General features: G+C 62.2%; 2 pseudogenes. One reads left to right on the top strand and one right to left on the bottom strand.

What is annotated here, in order from left to right:
* Positions 1-318, bottom strand: a pseudogene (locus tag A3736_RS17055) (L,D-transpeptidase); the annotation flags it as partial.
* On the opposite strand from A3736_RS17055, the pseudogene A3736_RS17050 reads away from it, so the two are divergent.
* Positions 298-508, top strand: a pseudogene (locus A3736_RS17050) (L,D-transpeptidase); the annotation flags it as partial. The pseudogenes A3736_RS17055 and A3736_RS17050 overlap by 21 nt on opposite strands.

Here is a 508-nt window from a genome sequence, read left to right as displayed (position 1 = left end):
GCGAAAGACCGACACGGTGCGCGCTTCCAGATCCACTGTCACGACCAGCTTGCCGGTTTCGGGCGCGGCATCGGTGTTCCAGTGCCATTCACCGTATTTCATCGGCCCTTCGATGGGCAGAATGCTCTTGATGACGAAAGGCTCGTTCGCGCGCCGCTCGATATCTGCGAGGGTTTTCGCGGCCAGCGCGCCATGAACGCCGACGGGCTTTTCCGAAGCGGAAGGCGCAGACGTGGCGGCGAGCGGCGCGCGAACGAGCCTTTCGTCATCAAGAGCATTCTGCCCATCGAAGGGCCGATGAAATACGGTGAATGGCACTGGAACACCGATGCCGCGCCCGAAACCGGCAAGCTGGTCGTGACAGTGGATCTGGAAGCGCGCACCGTGTCGGTCTTTCGCGACGGTTACGAAATCGGCGCGGCTGTCGCCATGCTGGGGACCGAGCTGCACCCGACGCCGACCGGTAAATTCCCGATCCTGACCAAGGAACGCCACAACGTCTCCGAAA

Source organism: Erythrobacter sp. HI0063 (assembly GCF_001635685.1).
In the GTDB taxonomy this organism is placed as follows: Bacteria; Pseudomonadota; Alphaproteobacteria; order Sphingomonadales; family Sphingomonadaceae; genus Qipengyuania.
Note: the sequence above shows the minus strand (reverse complement) of the source record. Positions and strands in the feature narration are given on the sequence as shown.